Source organism: Lentzea cavernae (assembly GCF_014653695.1).
Classification (GTDB): domain Bacteria; phylum Actinomycetota; class Actinomycetes; order Mycobacteriales; family Pseudonocardiaceae; genus Lentzea; species Lentzea cavernae.
In genome coordinates this window covers 1-1,328 of the sequence record NZ_BNAR01000035.1, presented here as the reverse complement: position 1 = coordinate 1,328, position 1,328 = coordinate 1, and the positions used below count along the sequence as shown (strand labels likewise).

The following is a 1,328-nucleotide window of genomic DNA, read 5'->3' as shown; positions in this document are numbered from 1 at the left end:
GGCGGCGGCCAGCTGGTACAGGCGCATGACGCCCGTCGTGGTCTCCTCGGTGACGCCGCGGATGCCCGCGGCGATCTTGGTCCATTTCCCGTTGTCCGCCGTGAGGGACTTGCGCAACGTCTCCAGGATCAGGACCCACTCGTGAAAGTCATCGGCGTCGGGCTCGGGGACGACACCGGCCGCCTCGTACTGGACACCCTTGTGGACGAGCAGCGTCGCATCGCCACCGTCGTCCAGGATCATGTTCGGGCCCCCGCCGTCCGGCCAGGTCAGCATCGACTCAGCGGTCCACCAGTACTCCTCGAGCGTCTCGCCCTTCCAGGCGAAGCACGGAATGCCCCTGGGCTCTTCGGGAGTACCGTGAGGGCCGACGACGACAGCCGCAGCCGCATGGTCCTGCGTCGAGAAGATGTTGCACGAGGCCCAGCGGACTTCGGCGCCGAGGTCGACCAGGGTTTCGATCAGGACGGCGGTCTGCACGGTCATGTGCAGTGAACCGGAGATCCGCGCTCCTTTGAGCGGGTAGACCTCCGAGTACTCACGGCGCAGCGCCATGAGGCCGGGCATCTCGTGCTCGGCCAGCCGAATCTCCTTGCGCCCGAACTCGTGGAGCGACAGGTCGGCCACAGCGAAGTCGATGCCGTTGCGAGTCGTGATCTTGTCCAACGCCACCTGGGTCATGCGGTTCCCCCTGCTGTGAAGTGATGTCCTTTGTGGAATACCCATGGATCAGGCGCCGGCGGCGTTGCGCAGGGCCTCCGCGCGGTCCGTCGACTCCCAGGGGAGGTCGACGTCGGTGCGGCCGAAGTGGCCGTACGCGGCGGTCGGGGCGTAGATCGGGCGGAGCAGGTCGAGGTCGCGGATGATCGCGGCGGGCCGGAGGTCGAACACCTCGGTGATGGCCTGCTGGATCTTCTGCGGGTCGACGGTCTCGGTGCCGAAGGTCTCGACGAACAGGCCCACGGGGGCCGCCTTGCCGATGGCGTAGGCGACCTGGACCTCGACGCGGGTGGCCAGGCCCGCCGCGACGGTGTTCTTCGCGACCCAGCGCATGGCGTACGCGGCCGAGCGGTCGACCTTCGACGGGTCCTTGCCGGAGAACGCGCCGCCGCCGTGACGGGCCATGCCGCCGTAGGTGTCGACGATGATCTTGCGGCCGGTGAGGCCCGCGTCGCCCATCGGGCCACCGATGACGAAGCGGCCGGTCGGGTTGGTGAGCAGGCGGACGCTCGTGGTGTCGATGCCGAGCTCGGCGATCTCGGGGGCCACGACGTGCTCGCGCAGGTCGACGCCGAGCAGCTTCTCGAGGTCGATGCCGTCGGCGTGCT

Annotated in this window: 2 protein-coding genes; both read right to left on the bottom strand. The window is 68.7% G+C overall.

Features of this window, described 5'->3' with window-relative positions; genetic code table 11:
• A partial coding sequence (locus IE307_RS46470) for an adenosylhomocysteinase (RefSeq protein WP_191305920.1) occupies positions 1-681 on the bottom strand: 681 nt, incomplete at its 3' end.
• Between the two features lie 48 nt (positions 682-729).
• Positions 730-1,328, bottom strand: a 599-nt coding sequence (locus IE307_RS46465; protein ID WP_229905543.1) for a methionine adenosyltransferase domain-containing protein, incomplete at its 5' end; no start/stop codon positions are given.